Source organism: Streptomyces sp. NBC_00316, from assembly GCF_036158715.1.
Classification (GTDB): domain Bacteria; phylum Actinomycetota; class Actinomycetes; order Streptomycetales; family Streptomycetaceae; genus Streptomyces.
This window is the reverse complement of record NZ_CP108023.1, coordinates 5,913,466-5,930,568: the sequence shown is the minus strand read 5'-3', so window position 1 is coordinate 5,930,568 and position 17,103 is coordinate 5,913,466. Positions and strand designations below refer to the sequence as shown.

Annotated in this window: 12 protein-coding genes; all 12 read right to left on the bottom strand. The window is 70.7% G+C overall.

Annotated features, from left to right (window positions below):
* Positions 1-127: 127 nt before the first annotated feature.
* The 12 genes from rpmA to mreD all read right to left on the bottom strand — a co-directional run bounded on the left by rpmA (position 128) and on the right by mreD (position 17,083).
* Positions 128-385 carry a 50S ribosomal protein L27 gene (gene rpmA, locus OG878_RS26320; protein ID WP_028813462.1) on the bottom strand — a complete coding sequence of 86 codons (258 nt, stop codon included), beginning with the start codon at positions 383-385 and terminating at the stop codon, positions 128-130.
* Between the two features lie 14 nt (positions 386-399).
* Positions 400-720, bottom strand: coding sequence for a 50S ribosomal protein L21 (gene rplU / locus OG878_RS26315; protein ID WP_328889063.1), 321 nt, complete (start codon positions 718-720; stop codon positions 400-402).
* Between the two features lie 195 nt (positions 721-915).
* Positions 916-1,977 carry an iron-containing alcohol dehydrogenase family protein gene (locus OG878_RS26310; protein WP_328889062.1) on the bottom strand — a complete coding sequence of 354 codons (1,062 nt, stop codon included), beginning with the start codon at positions 1,975-1,977 and terminating at the stop codon, positions 916-918.
* On the bottom strand, positions 1,965-2,717 hold the full coding sequence (locus OG878_RS26305) for a phosphocholine cytidylyltransferase family protein (RefSeq protein ID WP_328889061.1): 753 nt from the start codon (positions 2,715-2,717) through the stop codon (positions 1,965-1,967). The genes OG878_RS26310 and OG878_RS26305 overlap by 13 nt, the downstream gene beginning before the upstream one ends.
* Positions 2,718-3,007: 290 nt before the next feature.
* Positions 3,008-6,988 (bottom strand): Rne/Rng family ribonuclease, encoded by a 3,981-nt coding sequence (locus OG878_RS26300; RefSeq protein ID WP_328889060.1) that lies wholly within the window; start codon positions 6,986-6,988, stop codon positions 3,008-3,010.
* Between the two features lie 232 nt (positions 6,989-7,220).
* Complete coding sequence (locus OG878_RS26295; protein ID WP_328889059.1) at positions 7,221-8,003, bottom strand: TIGR03936 family radical SAM-associated protein; 783 nt, start codon at positions 8,001-8,003, stop codon at positions 7,221-7,223.
* Between the two features lie 123 nt (positions 8,004-8,126).
* Positions 8,127-9,356, bottom strand: coding sequence for a hypothetical protein (locus tag OG878_RS26290; protein WP_328889058.1), 1,230 nt, complete (start codon positions 9,354-9,356; stop codon positions 8,127-8,129).
* Between the two features lie 86 nt (positions 9,357-9,442).
* Positions 9,443-11,368, bottom strand: a complete 1,926-nt coding sequence (locus OG878_RS26285; RefSeq protein WP_328889057.1) for a TIGR03960 family B12-binding radical SAM protein — start codon at positions 11,366-11,368, stop codon at positions 9,443-9,445.
* 50 nt (positions 11,369-11,418) lie between these two features.
* On the bottom strand, positions 11,419-12,945 hold the full coding sequence (locus tag OG878_RS26280; protein ID WP_328889056.1) for a CYTH and CHAD domain-containing protein: 1,527 nt from the start codon (positions 12,943-12,945) through the stop codon (positions 11,419-11,421).
* A 61-nt stretch (positions 12,946-13,006) separates the two neighbouring features.
* Positions 13,007-14,197, bottom strand: a complete 1,191-nt coding sequence (gene rodA / locus OG878_RS26275) for a rod shape-determining protein RodA (RefSeq protein ID WP_328889055.1) — start codon at positions 14,195-14,197, stop codon at positions 13,007-13,009.
* A complete protein-coding gene (gene mrdA / locus OG878_RS26270; protein WP_328889054.1) occupies positions 14,197-16,359 on the bottom strand; it encodes a penicillin-binding protein 2 in 2,163 nt (720 codons plus the stop codon). The genes rodA and mrdA overlap by 1 nt, the downstream gene beginning before the upstream one ends.
* A 61-nt stretch (positions 16,360-16,420) precedes the next feature.
* Positions 16,421-17,083, bottom strand: coding sequence for a rod shape-determining protein MreD (mreD, locus tag OG878_RS26265; RefSeq protein ID WP_328889053.1), 663 nt, complete (start codon positions 17,081-17,083; stop codon positions 16,421-16,423).
* Positions 17,084-17,103 lie beyond the last annotated feature (20 nt).

Here is a 17,103-nt window from a genome sequence, read left to right as displayed (position 1 = left end):
TTACATACATGCAGAAATGTTTCAAGCTCATGCTGTCTCTCCTAGGAGAAACACGCGAAAGGCGGACCCGCTTCCCATACGGGAAGTGAGGTCCGCCTCCGCAGAAACCGCTCGACGAGCGCCGAAATTACTCGGCGATCGGAACGATGTTCACGACCTTGCGACCACGGTGGGTGCCGAACTCGACCGCACCAGCGGCGAGCGCGAACAGCGTGTCGTCGCCGCCACGGCCGACGCCCGTGCCCGGGTGGAAGTGGGTGCCGCGCTGGCGGACCAGGATCTCACCGGCGTTGACGGCCTGGCCGCCGAAGCGCTTGACGCCGAGCCGCTGAGCGTTGGAATCGCGCCCGTTCCGGGTGGACGATGCGCCCTTCTTGTGTGCCATGTCTTCTCAGTCCCTTACTTCGCAGCCGCGGGAATGCCGGTGACCTTGATCGCCGTGTACTGCTGGCGGTGACCCTGGCGACGGCGGTAGCCGGTCTTGTTCTTGTAGCGAAGGATGTCGATCTTCGCGCCCTTGTGGTGGTCCACGACCTCGGCCTGGACCTTGATCCCGGCCAGCACCCACGGGTCGCTGGTCACGGTGTCGCCGTCGACCACGAGCAGGGTCGAGAGCTCGACCGTGTCGCCAACCTGGGCAGTGGAAATCTTGTCAACCTCAACGATGTCACCGACAGCAACCTTGTGCTGGCGGCCACCGCTGCGCACGATGGCGTACACGCGGATCTCACTCTCGCTCGGAACGGAAACCCCTGATGCCAGCCGCTCACACGGGTCCGGAGACCCGTGACGATCCGGATTGGACGAGCGGCCTCTCCCGTACGAGCGGGAGGTCAGTGCTCAGAGGTGTGGCGAACAAACGCCGACGGTCAAGGCTACGGGGCCTTGGACAGCCGGTCAAACCGGGCCACGGATTCAGGCCTCGACAGCCTTCACGTATTCGGCGTAGGCATCCCGGATCCCGTCCGCGGACAGGTTCAGGTGCTCCAGGATCGTGTAGCGCCCGGGCCTGGTCCGGGGGGCGAACTCGACCACCTCGACGAACTCGTCCGCACTGAAGCCCATGTCCTCGGCCAGCACGGGCAGACCGTGGCTCCGCAGCGTCCGGGCCATCTGCACGGACTCCTCGTGGGCGCCGCGCAGATGCATCGCGAACGCCGCGCCCAGACCGCACTGCTCGCCGTGGCTGGCAGCGCGCTCGGGGTGGAGAAGATCGAAGGCGTGGTTGATCTCGTGGCAGGCGCCGGAGGCAGGACGGCTGTCGCCCGCGACCGACATCGCGATACCCGTGGTCACCAGCCCCTCGGCCAGCACCTGCAGGAAGCTGTCGTCCCCGATCCCGCCGGGATGGCGCAGCACGGCCTCACCGGCCTGGCGGGCCATCGCGGCGGCCAGGCCGTCGATGTCCTCGCCCTTCACCTGATGGGCCAGCTCCCAGTCCGCGACCGCGGAGATGTTGGACAGCGCGTCGCCGATCCCGGAGCGGACGAAACGGACCGGGGCCTCACGGATGACGTCCAGGTCGATCAGGACCGCGATCGGGTTCGGGACACCGTACGAGCCACGGCCCGCGTCGTTGTCCAGCGTGGCGACCGGCGAGCAGAGACCGTCGTGGGAGAGGTTCGTCGCCACCGCGACCAGCGGCAGCCCGATACGCGCCGCGGCGAACTTCGCACAGTCGATGATCTTGCCGCCGCCGAGGCCGACCACGGCGTCGTAACGCCCGGACTTCATGGCCTCGGCGAGCTTGACCGCATCCTCGAGGGTGCCGCCGCCGACCTCGAACCAGGAAGCGCTCGGCAGGCTCGGCGACAGCCGCTCGCGCAGCGCCTGACCGGACCCTCCGCTGATCGCGACCGCCAGCTTGCCCGAGCTGGAGATCCGCTGGTCCGCGAGGACGGTCGCGAGGTCGGCCAGGGCTCCCGCACGGATATCGACGACGATCGGCGCCGGTATGAGGCGGGTCAGTACTGGCACGCGATCTTCCTGCCCTTGGCGAGGTCCTCGTGGTTGTCGATCTCGACCCACTGGACGTCGCCGATCGGAGCCACGTCGACCTTGAAGCCGCGGTTGACGAGCTCCTGGTAGCCGTCCTCGTAGTACAGGTCCGGGTCACGCTCGAAGGTGGTCCGCAGCGCGTCCGCGAGCTCGTCGGCCGCATCGCCCTCGATGAGCGTGACGCCGATGTACTCGCCCGTCGCCTCGGCCGGGTCCATCAGCTTGGTGATCCGCTGGACGCCCTTCTCGGGGTCCACGACGACCTTCATCTCCTCGTCGGCGAGCTGCTTCACCGTGTCCAGGGCGAGGATGATCTTCTTGCCGTCGCCACGGGCGGCCAGCAGCGTCTTCTCGACCGAGACCGGGTGGACGGTGTCACCGTTGGCGAGGATCACGCTGTGCTTGATCGAGTCGCGGCCGCACCAGAGGGAGTACGCGTTGTTCCACTCCTCGGCCTTGTCGTTGTCGATCAGCGTGATCGTGACGCCGTACTTCGCCTCGAGAGCCTCCTTGCGGGCGTACACGGCCTCCTTGCGGTAGCCCACGATGATCGCGACCTCGGTCAGTCCCACCTCGGCGAAGTTGCCCAGCGTCAGGTCCACGACGGTGAGGCTCTCCTCGTCACCCTCGGGGCCGACCGGCACCAGGGCCTTCGGAAGGGTGTCGGTGTACGGGCGCAGACGTCGTCCGGCACCGGCTGCGAGTATCAGGCCGATCATGAGGGTTCTCCTTGCTGCTTGGTTCTCTTTGCTACGCGTTCATTGTCCGGCCGCAGGCGCGTCGGACCAGGCCCCGGGACAGTTGTCCCGGTCACCCGGGCCGCAGCCGCCCCGGCCGGCCCCGGTCCCGCTCCCGTGGACTCCGGGAATCGGGTCTGCCGCGGCAGGTGCACCGAACGCAACCGACCGGCCCCCTTGATACGGGGCCGGTCCGCATGCGTCGGCTGCTGCACGGCAGCGGGAGACCGGGCCGGGTGTTCCGGGCGGACGCCCGGAACACCCGCAGGCGCCTACTGCTCCGCCGCTGCCGTCTTCTTGGCCGCCGCCTTCTTGGCCGTCGTCTTCTTCGCGACGGTCTTCTTGGCGGCCGTCTTCTTGGTGGCCGCCTTCTTGGCCGTGGCCTTCTTGGCGGTCTTGCGGGCCGCCTTCTTCGCCGGGGCCTCGGCCTCCGCGGATTCCGGAGCCTCCGCGGCGACGGCGGTGGTGTCGGCGGAGCCCGTCACCACGACGATCTCCGCGCCGTCCGCACCTGCGGGCGGACCCGCGGGGGCGGTCACCTTGCGCGTCACCCGGCGCCGGGCACGCGGCGGGGCGGCCACCTCCTCGGGTGCGGGCTCGGCCTGCGGCGCCTCGACGACCGGAGCCTCGACCGCGGGGGCCTCGGCGACCGGGGTCTCGACGACGGGCGCCGCGACCGGCTCGGCCTGCTCGGCCGGGGCCGGCGAGCCCGCCGGAGCGGTCGCCTTACGGGTCGCCCGACGGCGCGTACGGCCCTGCGGAGCCTCGGCCACCGGGGCCTCGACGACCGGCTCGGGCTCGACGACCGGCTCGGCCACCGGCTCGACGACCTCGGCGGGCGCGGCCTTCGGAGCACCGGCCGGAGCCGAGACCTTGCGGGTCGCACGCCGACGGCCACGACCACGCGCGGCGGCTGCCTCGGCCTCCGCCGGGCTGCTGTACAGCTCCTCGTCCGGTACGAACTCGGGCTCGGGCAGCGCCACCGGAGCGGCGACCTCCGCAGCGACCTCGGCCTCGGTCTCCACCTCGGCCTCGACGGTCTCGTGCTCGTGCTCGGGCTGCTCGCCGACGCCACCGCGGCCGCGCTTCTTGGCACGCTTGCCGTTGCCGCCGCCACCGACCGCGGTCGGCTGCTCCATGTGCACGATCACGCCGCGCCCGTTGCAGTGGACACAGGTCTCGGAGAAGGACTCCAGCAGGCCCTGGCCCACCCGCTTACGGGTCATCTGGACCAGGCCCAGCGAGGTGACCTCGGCGACCTGGTGCTTCGTACGGTCGCGTCCCAGGCACTCCAGCAGGCGCCGCAGCACCAGGTCCCGGTTGGACTCCAGGACCATGTCGATGAAGTCGATGACGACGATGCCACCGAGGTCGCGCAGCCGCAGCTGACGCACGATCTCCTCGGCCGCCTCCAGGTTGTTCCTGGTGACGGTCTCCTCGAGGTTGCCGCCCTGACCGGTGAACTTGCCGGTGTTGACGTCGACGACGACCATCGCCTCGGTCTTGTCGATCACCAGCGAGCCGCCGCTGGGCAGCCAGACCTTCCGGTCCAGCGCCTTCATCAGCTGCTCGTCGATCCGGTACGTGGCGAAGACGTCGACCTCGGAGGTCCACCGCGACAGCCGGTCCGTCAGGTCGGGCGCGACGTGCGCGACGTAACCGTGGATGGTCTCCCACGCGTCGTCACCGCTGACGATGACCTTCGAGAAGTCCTCGTTGAAGATGTCGCGGACGACCCGGACGGTCATGTCCGGCTCGCCGTAGAGCAGGGTCGGCGCGTTGGAGCTGCCGCTGCTCTTCGACTTCTTCTGGATGTCCTCCCACTGCTGCTGCAGCCGCTCGACATCACGGCGCAGCTCGTCCTCGCTCGCGCCCTCGGCGGCGGTGCGCACGATGACGCCCGCGTCCTCGGGAACGATCTTCTTGAGGATGGTCTTCAGCCGGGCGCGCTCGGTGTCGGGCAGCTTCCGGCTGATGCCGGTCATCGAGCCCTCGGGCACATAGACCAGGTAGCGGCCGGGCAGCGAGACCTGGCTGGTCAGGCGGGCGCCCTTGTGGCCGATCGGGTCCTTCGTCACCTGGACGAGGACGGACTGACCGGACTTCAGCGCGGTCTCGATCCGGCGCGGCCCGTGGGCCATGCCGAGCGCCTCGAAGTTGACCTCACCGGCGTACAGGACGGCGTTGCGGCCCTTGCCGATGTCGACGAAGGCGGCCTCCATGGACGGCAGTACGTTCTGCACCTTGCCCAGGTAGACGTTGCCGACGTAGCTGGTGGCCTGCTCCTTGTTGACGTAGTGCTCGACGAGCACGTTGTCCTCGAGGACGCCGATCTGGGTGCGATCGCCGTTCTGGCGGACGACCATCACCCGCTCGACGGCCTCGCGGCGGGCCAGGAACTCCGCCTCGGTGATGATCGGGACGCGCCGGCGGCCCTGCTCACGGCCCTCGCGGCGGCGCTGCTTCTTCGCCTCCATACGGGTCGAGCCCTTGATGGACTGGACCTCGTCGAAACCGGTGCCGGGCTCGCGCTCGGCCTCCTTCTTGCGGGGCTCGCGGACCTTGACGACCGTACGCTCCGGGTCGTCCGTACCGGCTTCGGCCTCGATCGTGGCGTCACCGCTGCGACGGCGGCGACGGCGACGGCGACGGCTGCTGCTGGAGCCGGAGAGGGACAGCTCGTGGTCCTCTTCCTCCTCCTCGGCTTCCTGAAGACGCTCGTGCTCGTCCTCGGAGGTGTCGACGGCGTGCTCGTCGGCGTGCTGCTCCGCAGCTTCGTCCGCCTCGGCGGCCTCACCGCGGCGACGGCGACGGCCACCACGACGGCGACGACGCGACGGCCGGTCCCCGTACTCGTCCGTCTCCTCGCCCTCGTGCTCGGCTTCGCTCTCCGCCTCGTACTCGTCCTCGACGGGCTCCTCCGCCGGAGCGGCGGGCGCGGCCGTCCGCTCGGCGGCCGGCTCGGTCTCGGCGGCCTCGCCGCGACGGCGGCGACGACGGCGGGTACCCGCCTGCGGCGCGGCCTCGGCGACAGCCGCCGCCTCCTCGGCAGCGGCGGTCTCCTCGACCGTCTCGATCTCCTCCTCGACCTCGGCCTCGGCGTGACGCGAGGCGGGGCCGGCGGCCGCGGCGGCGGCTGCGGCGGTCTCCGGAGTCTGGAACATCGGCTCGGCGAAGACCGGCGCCTGGAAGACGGCCACAGCGGGGCGCGTCGCGCGACGGCTCTTGCGGGCGGGCTCCTCGACCTTGCCGGTGAACTCCGGCCGGCCTGCGGCGGCGGTGGCCCGGCGGCGCTGACGGCCGCGCGGCGCGGCGCTCTCGGCGGTCTCGGCCGCCTCCTCCGGCTCGGCAGCCGGCTCCTCGGCGACAGCGGCCGGAGCCTCGACCACGGTGTCGGCGGGGGCGACGACCTCGGCGGCCGCCGGAGCACCCGCCGGGGCGGTGGCCTTGCGGACCGCACGGCGACGGCCGCGCGGGGCCTCGACCGGCTCGGCAGCCTCGGCCACCGGGACGGTCTCCACGGTCTCTTCGGTCTCAGGGGTCTCGGTGCCGGCCGACGCGGCCTGCGGCGCTCCGGCCGGGGCGGATGCGCGGCGGCGGGTGCGGGCACGGGGTGCCTCGGCCACGACGGGCTCCGCGACGGCGGCCGGCTCGGGTGCCTCGGTCTCGACGACCGGCGTGGCCTCCACGACCTCGACGATCCCGGCGGCCGGCGGAGCACCCGCCGGGGCGGTCGCCTTGCGGGACGCCCGGCGACGCCCACGCGGCGCCTCAGTGGTCTCAGTGGTCTCCGCGGCCTCGACGACCTCGGCGGTCTCCTCGGCCTTCGGCGCACCTGCCGGAGCGGTCGCCTTACGGGTCGCCCGGCGACGCGCACGCGGTGCCTCGGCAACGTCCGCCTCAGCGGTCTCCACGGACTCGGCGGCCGGAGCGGGCTCTGCGGGCGCAGCGCTCACGGCGGTCTCGACGACCTCGGCGGCCTGCGGCTCACCTGCGGGGGCGGTCGCCTTGCGGACCGCGCGGCGGCGGGTGCGCGCCGGCGGCGCGGCCTCCGCCTCGTCGGTGGTGGTGTCGGACACTCCGGCGTCAACGGCCGGTATGGCCGGCGCGGCAGCTTCCGTGCCGGCCGCGCCCGACGGCGGTCCTGCGGGGCGGGACGCCGCGCGGCGCCTGCGGCGCGGCGGCAGCTTGTCGCCAGGTGTGTTGTTGTCTTCGGCGTTCCCGGTCGTGCCGGGCTCGGTCGGTTCGAGCATGCGGGCGGTTCTCCCGTCACGCTCCCGGGCGCCACACCTGATTCCGGTCCGGCACGGTCCGCATGCGAAACGCGGTACCGCCGTCCGGGGCGCGGGCGCCGCACGGGAGCTGAATGTCTGGCTCGCCGGTTCCCTACGCGATGTACGTACGGCCTGGCGAAAGTCTTATGGGTCAGCGCGCGGCCCGACCCAGGTGGCTCCCGAGTCCGAGGACTGCGCTACAACGACCGCCTTACGCGGAACCTGCACCTTCCGGCGCCGTCGCGACGGCGGTCCCGGTGGCCGTGGGTGACACGGCAGGGGCTGCCTCGCGGTCGGGCGCGAGCGGGTCGGTCACCGTGCCGGACTCCTCGTCGAAGAGCCCCTGCGCCAGCCTGGTCACCGCTGCGGGGACCGGCGGCGCCAGGTCGGCCACAACGCGGAGACCGGACAGGACGTCGTCAGGTCGCACGGCAGGTGTCACGTGCCGAACAACCAGCCGCAGTATCGCACAGGGCTTGTCCCCCGGCCTATCAGCCTGAGGATCCACAGCTTCCAGACCGGCCACCGCGGCGCGGGCGTCGAACGTCCGCATGCCGTTCTTCGTGCGGCGCTGAACCTCGACGGTCTCGGCGCCCAGGAACCCGGCGACGGCCTTCTCGGCGTCCTCGAACGGGACCCCGTCGAGCCTCAACTCCCAGACGGAGGCGGTCAGTCGCTCGGCGAGACCCGAGGTGCGGGCCTCCACGGCGTCGGTGATGTCCAGGCCGTCCGGGAGCGACTCGTCGAGCAGGGCGCGCAGTGTGCCGGGGTCCCGCCGCTCGGTGAGCGCGATCTCCAGGAACTCGGCCTCGCTGCCGGTGCCGGTGGGTGCGGCATTGGCGTACGACACCTTGGGGTGCGGGGTGAAGCCCGCCGAGTAGGCCATGGGCACCTCGGCGCGGCGCAGCGCCCGCTCGAACGCGCGCTGGAAGTCGCGGTGGCTGGTGAACCGGAGGCGGCCGCGCTTCGTGTAGCGCAGTCGGATGCGCTGCACTGCCGGTGCGGGCGGCGGGCCTTCGGGCTGTCGCTTGCCCAGTGGTTCTTCTCCTCGGTGCGGAGCGGACGCGGTGGCGCGCCGCCCTCGAAATGCGGGTGGCCCGGGGGTGTCCGGTCCGGCTCACCCCTGCTTTCGCAGGGAGATCTCTGGTTCGGGCGCCGCGCTGGGCACAGTCGTTGTACTACCCAGAGTACGCGCAAGGGGGGCCACCGGTTCCCGGGGCTCGGGGAGCGGACCCCCGCCGACCAGTGCCCGCCATGCGTCGCGGCGGGCCTGGCGCACGGTCTCGCGTGCGGTGCGCAGGGTGTCGCGGGCCGCGCGTCCCGCCTCGACCGCGGCGCGCCTGGCGGGGGCCCAGACCGCATCGCGTACGAAATGTCCGACGGGTGTGCACACCGTTCGGTAGGTCCAGGCCACCGGAGCGCCGACGAGATGCCACGCCAGCCAGGCGAGGGCGCGGCCGACGGCCCGCGAGACGAATCCGGCGATGCGCCAGGCGACACCGATCGCGGCGGCGATCTCCCGGCCGACCGGGACGAGGACCCGCCGCCGGATCCACCCCGCAGGGGTGACGAGCACCGTCATGACGACCCGGGCGACGGCTGCGCCCAGCCCCCGGGCCACCGCGACGACACCGATCGCCACCACGCCGGCCAGCCATGCGATGCCGTGGCCGAACGGGGTGAGCAGTGCCCGGTACGTCCAGGCCAGCGGCGCGACGATCAGGTTCTTCACGAGCCAGGCGAGGGCGAGTGCGAGCGGCACCAGGACGTAACGCCAGACGCCGACCACCGGCCACACGAGGAGAGCGGTGAGCACCCGGCCGATCGCGGTGGCGAGGCCCCGCCCGGCCGGTGTGAGCAGCTCGCGGTACACCCACCGCAGCCCATGCCCGATCGGGGTGAGCACCGACGCGTACAGCCAGGCCATCGGCGCCACGATCCCGTGGCGGACCACGGGCACGACCACATACCGCCACAGCGCCACCCACGGCCGCACGAAGAGGGCCGCCCCCAGCCACAGCAGCCCCCGGCCGGCTACGGCGGCCCCCCATCGCAGTGCGTGGCCGAGCGGGGTGAGCACCGACGCGTACAGGCGGACCAGCGGAATCACGACGAGCACGCGGCCCAGCCAGGACAGGGCCCGCCCCAGGGGGCGCAGCAGCACCCGGTCGGCCGCGCGGGCGGTGGCGACGAGGGCGTCCCAGACCATCCGTACGGGCAGGACGATCCCGAGCACCACGATCCGTACCGGAATCCTGACGAGCGTGGTCAGACAGCCTTCACCGGACCCGTAGTGCAAGGGCGCCTGCTGGTTGCCGTATGCGCGGGGCTGCTTCTCCTGGTCCATGCCGGACAGGACGCGAAGACCCGGCCCAGGGTTTCCCGGGCCGGGTCTTCGTCATCGAGCTGTCACCCGAGCGGTGACGTCCGGCGTTACTTCACGACCGACAGCGGAAGCAGCTTCTTGCCGGTCGGGCCGATCTGGATGCTCGTGTCCATCTGAGGACACACACCGCAGTCGAAGCACGGGGTCCAGCGGCAGTCCTCGACCTCGGTCTCGTCGAGCGAGTCCTGCCAGTCCTCCCAGAGCCAGTCCTTGTCGAGACCGGAGTCCAGGTGGTCCCAGGGCAGGACCTCCTCGTAGGTGCGCTCACGGGTGGTGTACCAGTCGACGTCCACGCCGAACTCGGGGAGCGTCTTCTCGGCGCCGGCCATCCAGCGGTCGTACGAGAAGTGCTCGCGCCAGCCGTCGAAGCGGCCGCCGGCCTCGTAGACGGCGCGGATGACGGAGCCGACACGGCGGTCGCCGCGCGAGAGCAGACCCTCCACGATGCCGGGCTTGCCGTCGTGGTACCGGAAGCCGATCGAGCGGCCGTACTTCTTGTCGCCTCGGATCTTGTCGCGAAGCTTCTCCAGGCGCGCGTCGGTCTCCTCGGCGCTGAGCTGCGGGGCCCACTGGAACGGCGTGTGCGGCTTGGGTACGAAGCCGCCGATGGAGACGGTGCAGCGGATGTCGTTCTGCCCGGAGACCTCGCGGCCCTTGGCGATCACGTTGACCGCCATGTCGCCGATCTGGAGGACGTCCTCGTCGGTCTCGGTGGGCAGGCCGCACATGAAGTAGAGCTTCACCTGGCGCCAGCCGTTGCCGTACGCGGTGGCGACGGTCCGGATGAGGTCCTCTTCCGAAACCATCTTGTTGATGACCTTGCGCATGCGCTCGGAGCCGCCCTCGGGGGCGAAGGTGAGGCCCGAACGGCGGCCGTTGCGGGTCAGCTCGTTGGCCAGGTCGACGTTGAACGCGTCGACGCGGGTCGAGGGCAGCGAGAGACCGATCTTGTCCTCGGTGTACCGGTCGGCGAGGCCCTTGGCGATGTCGCCGATCTCCGTGTGGTCCGCGGAGGACAGGGACAGCAGGCCGACCTCCTCGAAGCCGGTCGCCTTGAGACCCTTCTCGACCATCTCGCCGATGCCGGTGATGCTTCGCTCCCGCACGGGACGCGTGATCATGCCGGCCTGGCAGAAACGGCAGCCGCGGGTGCAGCCGCGGAAGATCTCGACGGACATCCGCTCGTGGACGGTCTCCGCGAGCGGGACGAGGGGCTGCTTCGGGTACGGCCACTCGTCGAGGTCCATGACGGTGTGCTTGGAGACCCGCCACGGCACGCCCGACTTGTTCGGTACGACGCGGCCGATGCGGCCGTCCGGGAGGTACTCGACGTCGTAGAACCGCGGTACATAGACGCCACCGGTCTTCGCGAGCCGGAAGAGCACCTCCTCGCGACCGCCGGGGCGGCCCTCGGCCTTCCAGGCGCGGATGATCTCGGTGATCTCCAGGACCGCCTGCTCGCCGTCGCCGATGACCGCGCAGTCGATGAACTCCGCGATCGGCTCGGGGTTGAACGCGGCGTGCCCGCCGGCGAGGACGATCGGGTCGTCGAGGCCGCGGTCCCGCGCGTCGAGCGGGATGCCCGCGAGGTCCAGGGCGGTGAGCATGTTGGTGTAGCCGAGCTCGGTGGAGAAGCTCAGTCCGAAGACGTCGAACGCCTTCACCGGACGGTGGCTGTCCACGGTGAACTGCGGGACCTGGTGCTCGCGCATCAGCTCCTCGAGGTCCGGCCACACGCTGTAGGTGCGCTCGGCCATGACGCGTTCGCGCTCGTTGAGTACCTCGTAGAGGATCATGACGCCCTGATTGGGCAGTCCGACCTCGTACGCGTCCGGGTACATCAGCGCCCAGCGGACGTCGCACTCGTCCCACGGCTTGACGGTGGAGTTGAGTTCACCGCCGACGTACTGGATGGGCTTCTGCACATGCGGGAGCAGAGCTTCGAGCTGTGGGAAGACCGATTCGACAGACATCGCGAACTTTCGAGAGCCGACAGGGGTGACCATCCAGCGTACCCCGGCGCTCAGCCTTCCAGCGCCGCTCGCAATTTCGGCCGGGACGCCCGCGCCCACACCGCGGGCAACTCCTGTTCGCGGGCCGCCGCGGTGGCTTCCTCGTGTCCGTACAGCAGTCCCCAGGTGAACGCGGACTCCCCCGCGGCGTGCGCCTGGGCGGCCAGGGTGCGCAGGGCCTCACGGGCGACGACGCTGTCCTGGTGGTCGCCGAGGACGGTCTGTACGGCCTTCATCCGGCGGGCGAACTTCTTGGCGGCGCCGCCCAGCGCGGGCGTGGCCGCCTCCCCCGCGTACCGGGCGCGCTTGGCCGCCTTGCGGGCGTCGTGCAGGGCGAGGTCGCGCTCGTGTCCGGGCCGCAGTTCCAGGGCGTGACCGACGCGGGTGGCGAGGCGCGCGTAGTCCTTGAGCACGGCGCGGGGCAGCGCGTCCTGCGGGGTCCTGGCCGCGGCGGGCAGCAGCGGCGGGGCGGCCAGGAGTGTGTCGAGGCTCTCCAGGAGCGCCAGGTAGCGCTTTCCGTCGAGTACGCCGACGGTCCGGCGCCGGGACCCGGACCGGTGGGTCACGGACCAGATCCGGAGCCGGCTGCCGACCGGGCCGAGGACCAGGGTGCGGGACAGGTCGGCGATCCGGGCGCGCAGGCGCTCGTCGAGAACCTCCTGGTCGCGGTCGATGCCGAGCTCGGCCGCCAGCCATTTCAGCTCGTCGCCGAGCGGGTCGGTGGCGGTCCGGTCGAGGATCTTGCGGTACGTCCTGAAGGCGCTGCGCAGTCTGCGGGTGGCGACCCGCATCTGGTGGACGGAGTCGGGGAGGCCGCGGCGCACGGCGGGGTCGAGGGCGACGATGGAGGTGATCTGGTCGCGCGCGTAGGCCATGACGTGGTCGCCGGCCGTGCGGGGCGGGGGTGTGGCCCCCTTCTTCCTCGAGCGTTGTTTCTTCGGGGCGGTCTCGGCAAGGGCGCGGGCCAGTTTGGACGCGGATGCGGACGGGCGTACGCCTGCTTTGCGCAGTCGTCGTTCGACGGAGTCGAGGAAGGCGGGGTCGCCGTCGTCGGCGAGCTCGACCTCGATCTCGGTCCAGGCGGCCGTCGAGCTGCCGCCGGTGAGCCGTTCGGCCCGGACCTCGTCGACGCTGAGTTCGGCCAGCAGGGCGCCGTGGGAGTCGAGCAGGTGGTGGACGTCCCGGGCGGAGAGCAGCCGGACGACGGGGACGAGCTCCGTCTCGCGGACCCGGGAGCGCAGAAGCGCGGCGAGGCCGGGCGGCAGGGTGTCGGAGAGAGGGGCCCGGATCTCGTCGCGGATGCCGGTGGCGACGGGGAACTTGAGATGCCAGCCCGCGTCCTCGCCGCCGGTGCGGCGGCGCAGGGTGAGGGAGTCGGCGGCGAGCCGCTGGTCCTCGGTGTCGTAGTAGACGGCGTCGAGCTCCATGACGCCGCGGTGGTCCACGGCCGCGACCCCGGCCACCCGGGTGAGGTCGGGGAGTCGGGTGTCGACGGTGGCTTCGTACTTTCGCTCGATCTCGCGCTTCGAGTCCGCCATATACCGAATTTAGTCGTGTTCGGCGGCCTCGGGCAGAGGGCCCGGCGGATACGCCGGCCGCTCAGGCCGACATCGGCCGCTGCACCCTGATCGACTGGAGCAGTCCGATGGCCACCCAGACGGCGAACATCGACGACCCTCCGTACGACACGAACGGCAGCGGGAGTCCGGCGACCGGCATGATGCCGAGGGTCATGCCGATGTTCTCGAAGGCCTGGAAGGCGAACCAGGCGATGATTCCGGCGGCGACGATCGTGCCGTACAGCTCGGTGGTCTCGCGGGCGATCCGGCAGGCGCGCCACAGGACGACGCCGAGCAGGACGAGGATGAGTCCGGCGCCGAGGAAGCCGAGTTCCTCACCGGCGACGGTGAAGACGAAGTCGGTCTGCTGCTCGGGGACGAACTGGCCGGTGGTCTGGGTTCCCTGGAAGAGGCCGGTGCCGGTGAGTCCGCCGGAACCGATGGCGATGCGGGCCTGGTTGGTGTTGTAGCCGACGCCTGCCGGGTCGAGTGCCGGGTTGGCGAAGGCTGCGAAGCGCGCGATCTGGTACTCGTCGAGCAGGCCGAGTTGCCAGACGGCGACGGCGCCGGCCGCGCCGGCGCCGAGGAGGCCGAAGATCCAGCGGTTCGACGCTCCGGAGGCGAGGAGTACGCCGAGGACGATCACGGCCATGACCATGACGGATCCGAGGTCCGGCATTCCCATGACGATGAGCATCGGGAGGAGCGCGAGGCCCAGGGCCTTGGCGACGGTCCGGTGGTCGGGGTGCAGCTGGTCGCCCGCGTCGACGCGGGCGGCGAGGATCATCGCCATGCCGAGGATGATGGTGATCTTGGTGAATTCGGACGGCTGCAGTGAGAAGCCGCCGCCGATGATGATCCAGGCATGGGCGCCGTTGACGGTGGCGCCGAGCGGGGTGAGCACGGCGAGGACCAGCAGCACCGAGAGGCCGTAGAGGATCGGCACGGCTCCGCGCAGGGTGCGGTGGCCGAGCCAGATCGTGCCGACCATCAGGGCGAAGCCGATGCCGGTGTTGAGGGCGTGCCGGAGGAGGAAGTAATACGGGTCGCCGTGGGTGAGCGCGTCCCGGCCGCGGGTCGCCGAGTAGACGAGGGCGGTACCGATGAGCGAGAGCGCGATGGCGGAGCCGAGCAGCGGCCAGTCGAGCCGCCGCACGACGGAGTCGCGGGCGGTGAGCTTGCTCCAGACCGAGCGCTCGGGAGCGTATCGCGAGACGGAGAAGCCGGACATCAGTCACGCCTCCCGAGTACCGCGGCGAGTGTCTGCGCCTCCGGGGTCTTCTGCGACTCCGGGTCGTACGGCCTGATCTCCGGGGCGTAGATCGAGCCGTCGTGCTGGATCTTGGGCAGGGACTTCTGCGGGGCGGGCAGCAGCGCCTTCTTGAGGTCCTGCTTGCCGGAGTCGTCGAGTCCGTAGAGCGCGTTGTAGATCTTGCGGACGGCGGGCCCGGAGGCGCCGGAGCCCGTGCCACCCTGGGAGATCGTCATGACGATCGCGTAGTCCTTGGTGTAGGTGGTGAACCACGAGGTCGTCTGCTTGCCGTAGACCTCGGCCGTGCCCGTCTTGGCGTGCATCGGGATCTTGTCCTGCGGCCAGCCGCCGAATCGCCAGGCGGCCGTACCGCGAGTCGCGACTCCCGCGAACGCCTCGTCCATCTTGTCGCGCGTCTTCCGCGAGATCGGCAGCTTGCCGTGCGCCTTCGGCTTGATCTCCTGGACGTGCTTGCCGTCGGGGCTGATGATCGCCTTTCCGACGGTGGGGGTGTACAAGGTGCCGCCGTTGGAGACCGCCGAGTAGATCGCGGCCATCTGGATCGGCGTGACGAGGGTGTCGCCCTGGCCGATGGAGTAGTTGATGGAGTCACCCTCGCGCATGATGTTGCCTTCGAGGCAGTTCTCGTATGCGATCTTCTCGACGTAGGTGCCGTCCTTCTTGCCCTGCTTGCACCAGGCGTCCTTGTTGACCTTGTAGTAGTCCTTCTTCCACTGGCGGTCGGGGATGCGGCCGCTGACCTCGTTGGGCAGGTCGATGCCGGTCTCCTTGCCGAGACCGAACTGGTGGGCGGTCCGGTAGAACCAGTCCTTCGGCTTCTTGGGGTGGATGCCGCCGTCCTTCTTCCACTGGGCGTCGGCGAGCCCGTAGAAGACGGTGTCGCAGGAGACCTCCAGGGCCCGGCCGAGGCTGATGGGGCCGAAGTTCTCGGACTCGAAGTTCTTGAAGACCTGGCCGCCCACGGAGTACGAACTGGTGCACGGGTAGTGCCCGTCGAAGTCGTAACCCGCCTGGACCGCAGCGGCCGTGGAGACGACCTTGAACGTGGAGCCGGGTGCCGACAGCCCCTGGATTGCGCGGTTGAGCAGCGGGAAGTTGGACTTCTTTCCGGTGAGCCTGGCGTAGTCCTTGGCGGAGATGCCGCCGACCCAGGCGTTGGGGTCGTAGTTCGGCAGCGAGGCCATCGCGACGACGCGGCCGGTCTTGGCCTCCATGACGACGACGGCGCCGGAGTCGGCCTTGTAGTTCTCGTTGGTGTTCTTGTCGAACTGCGTACGGGCGACCTTCATCGCGTCGTTCAGCTCGTACTCGGCGAGGGCCTGCACGCGCGCGTCGATGGAGGTGACGACGGTCGATCCGGGTTCCGCCTGGTCGTTCTTGGCCTGGCCGATGACCCGGCCGAGGTTGTCGACCTCGTAGCGGGTGACGCCGGCCTTGCCGCGCAGTTCCTTGTCGTAGGTGCGCTCCAGGCCGGAGCGGCCGACCTGGTCGGAGCGGAGGTACGGCGAGTCGGTGTCCTGGGCCTTGGTGATCTCTTCGTCGGTGACCGGTGAGAGATAACCGAGGACCTGGGCGGTGTTGGACCTGCCGGGGGCGGGATAGCGGCGTACGGCGGTGGGTTCGGCGGTGATGCCGGGGAAGTCCTCGGCGCGCTCGCGGATCTGCAGGGCCTGCTGGGTGGTGGCCTCGTCGGTGACGGGGATCGGCTGGTAGGGCGAACCGTTCCAGCAGGGCTGCGGGGTCTTCGCGTCGCAGAGCCGGACCTTGTCGAAGACGTCCTTCGGCTTCATGTCGAGCACATCGGCGAGCCGGGTCAGGACGCCCTTGCCGTCGTCGTCCATCTTCAGCAGGTCGGTGCGGCTGGCGGAGACGACGAGCCGGGTCTCGTTGTCGGCGAGGGGCACCCCGCGCGCGTCGAGGATGGAGCCGCGGACGGCGGGCTGGACGACCTGCTGGACGTGGTTGTTCCTCGCCTCGTCGGTGTACTCCTGGCCGTTGCGGATCTGGAGGTACCAGAGGCGGCCGCCGAGCGTCAGCAGCAGGGAGAAGACGAGGACCTGGATGATGATGAGGCGGATCTGGACCCGCTGGGTCCGGCCCGTCTCCGGAATGTTGCTCACGCGATGCCCCCGGTGGTGGTCGGTCCGGCGGTCCGGGGGACGTCCCCCGGAAGGTGCAGCCTCACAGTCGTTTGACTCCCTTGATCCGTCCCGCCCGTGCCGCACGGTTGCGGGCGGCCTTCACGCGCAGTCCGCCGCGCTGGCCGCCGACACTGAGTCCGGTGCCGGAGGAGAGCCAGCCTGCGGCCAGGTCGCCGCCGCTGGAGGACTCGGAGAGCGGGTCGTTCTCGGTGCGTCTGGCGAGCGCCATGATCAGTGGAACGATGAACGGCGCGAGGAGCAGATCGTAGACCGCGGCAGTGAACAGCAGGCTGCCGAGGCCGACATGGCGGGCGGCGGTGTCCCCGACGAGGGCGCCGACGAGGGCGTACAGCAGCGTCGAACCGATCGCGGCGGCCACGACCGCGACCATCGGAACGAACGCGGACTTGAGCCTGCCGTTCTCCGGCCGGACGAGTCCGGCGACGTAGCCGATGACACAGAGGACCAGGGCGTACCGTCCGGCGGCGTGGTCGGCGGGCGGTGCCAGGTCGGCGAGCAGTCCCGCGCCGAAGCCGATCAGGGCACCGGCGACATGTCCGTAGACGAAGGCCAGGCCGAGGACGACGAGAAGCAGCAGGTCGGGTACGGCGCCGGGGAGCTGGAGGCGGGCGAGTACGGAGACCTGGACGACGAGGGCGATCACGACCAGAGCGGTGGAGAGCAGAGTCCGGTTGAAGCGCATGGGTATCAGCTCTGCCTCTG